This is a genomic window from Streptomyces panaciradicis (genome assembly GCF_023516615.1).
Taxonomy (GTDB): Bacteria; Actinomycetota; Actinomycetes; order Streptomycetales; family Streptomycetaceae; genus Streptomyces; species Streptomyces panaciradicis.
The window spans coordinates 1-1,413 of record NZ_JAMGBF010000245.1; the positions used below are offsets into that span (position 1 = coordinate 1).

The 1,413-nt window shown below is 69.9% G+C and carries 3 protein-coding genes; 1 reads left to right on the plus strand and 2 read right to left on the minus strand.

All coding sequences use genetic code 11. The features are described 5' to 3' along the window. Both M8J74_RS42655 and M8J74_RS42660 read right to left on the minus strand, forming a co-directional pair. A partial coding sequence (locus M8J74_RS42655) for a sugar phosphate nucleotidyltransferase (protein WP_249841542.1) occupies nucleotides 1-570 on the minus strand: 570 nt, incomplete at its 3' end. Nucleotides 571-699: 129 nt separating this feature from the next. Then, complete coding sequence (locus M8J74_RS42660) at nucleotides 700-876, minus strand: hypothetical protein (RefSeq protein WP_203237623.1); 177 nt, start codon at nucleotides 874-876, stop codon at nucleotides 700-702. Between the two features lie 147 nt (nucleotides 877-1,023). Between M8J74_RS42660 and M8J74_RS42665 the strand changes: the two genes are divergently transcribed. Further along, nucleotides 1,024-1,413: cbb3-type cytochrome c oxidase subunit I (locus M8J74_RS42665; protein WP_249841543.1), on the plus strand; the 390-nt coding region annotated here is incomplete at its 3' end.

A 1,413-nucleotide genomic window follows, 5' to 3' on the forward strand; every position in this document is an offset into this window, starting at 1 on the left:
CCGCCAGGACGGGCGGATGGCCCGGACCGCCTCGTGGATGAGCGGCGTGAACAGGTAGACGCCGACGAGGGCGAAGTCGCTCTTGGGGTGTTCGGGCTTCTCTTCCAGGCCGACGACCTGCCCGGAGGCGTCGAGTTCGGCGACACCGAAGGAGCGGGGATCGGCCACCTGGGTGAGCAGGATCTGGGCGTCGGGGCGGTTCCTGCGGAACTCCTCCACGAGGCCGCTGATGCCTCCGACGATGAAGTTGTCGCCGAGGTACATGACGAAGTCGTCGTCGCCGAGCCAGTCCCGCGCGATCAGCACCGCGTGGGCCAGCCCGAGGGGCCGCTCCTGGGGGATGTAGGTGATCTCAAGGCCGAACTTGGATCCGTCCCCGACCGCTTCCTGGATCTCCTCGGCGGTGTCTCCCACGATGACACCGACCTCGGTGATACCGGCCGCGGCGATGGACTCCAGACCGTAGAAAAGCACGGCCTTGTTGGCCACGGGCACGAGCTGCTTGGCCGACGTGTGCGTGATCGGCCTCAATCGAGTACCGGCGCCGCCGGACAGCACGAGAGCCTTCATTCGGTTCACCCTAGCGTCGATCGCCCTAAAGAGGGCGTTCGGTCAGGGCCTGCGGGAGGCAAAGGCGCTGCGCCGCCTCGGCGGCGGCGCAGCGGATGTCCTGGTGCGGGCGGGCGACCGGGGGGACGGTCAGTCCTCGCCCCGCACGATGTTCCATTCGGCGTCCGGCAGGGCCGATCGGGTGGTGCTCGCGTCCACGACGGCCGGCAGGCAGGTGCGCACGCCCTCGCCGCGCAGCTGCCGTGCCTTCAACGAGCCGTTGTCCGGCCTGGCGAGGGCGGGTTTCTCGGTGGTGTGCGACGTCACGGCGGCTCATCTTCCTTCTGCCTCGATGCTGCTCGTGCGGGTCCCCCGCGGAGGTCGTGTCAAACACCGCCGGCAGCGGGAGGCACCCCATGACGGCAGACACCAGGGCGTGGCGCGAGGGGTCGCCGCGGTTCGTGGAGGAGGACGATGACCGAGGCGCCGCAGCTGTCGCAACCGACCGTCCCCGCGCACCACGCCCTCCGGAACACGCTGGGCGCGGCGCTTCTGCGCTGGGCCTCGACGACCGATCAGAAGGTGATCGGGCGCCTGTACATGGTGACGGCGTTCTGCTTCTTCCTGCTCGCCGGGCTGCCGGCGCTCGCCATAAGGGCCGAACCGGCCCTCCCGGGGCTGCAGTTCATGAACGAGCAGACCTACAACCAGCTCTTCACGATCCACGGCACGATCATGTGCCGGGGCATGACGTGTCCTCCTGGGTGCCGGACGGCGGCGCAGGTCGCCGCCGTCCGCTCCGGATACCCGGGGCCGCGCCGGTCAGGCGGTGTCCAGCGCGGTGCGCAGGGTGGTGACGGCCTG